Annotated in this window: 1 protein-coding gene; it reads right to left on the bottom strand. The window is 53.7% G+C overall.

Translation table 11 applies throughout. The features are described from left to right. Nucleotides 1-298 (bottom strand): immunoglobulin-like domain-containing protein (locus FW764_RS28150; RefSeq protein ID WP_446436730.1); only part of this gene is annotated, 298 nt, incomplete at both ends.

Below are 298 nucleotides of genomic sequence, written 5' to 3' on the forward strand. Positions count from 1 at the left end.
CTTGATGGTGATGGTCGAGCCGTTGTCGAGTTTCAGCGTTACGTCAGTGCCCGCTTTATTGGAAAGCGTAGCGGTGTAGGTGATTTGACCACCTTCGCTAACCTCAGTCGGAGCCGTCAGCGTTACGGTGGTGGTGTTATCGGTGTCCGGAGTATCAGTCACTGTTGTAGTGACTTTATCGGTCCCAGGAACCAGATTTTCGAAGTGCTCGCCGCCAGTCACGCCTTTGATAGCGGTAGTAACGGTTTGATCGCCTTTGTAGACATCATCCGGAGCTACGACCGTGACGTTGCCGCTG

The sequence above is a fragment of the Pseudomonas sp. 1152_12 genome (assembly GCF_052850675.1).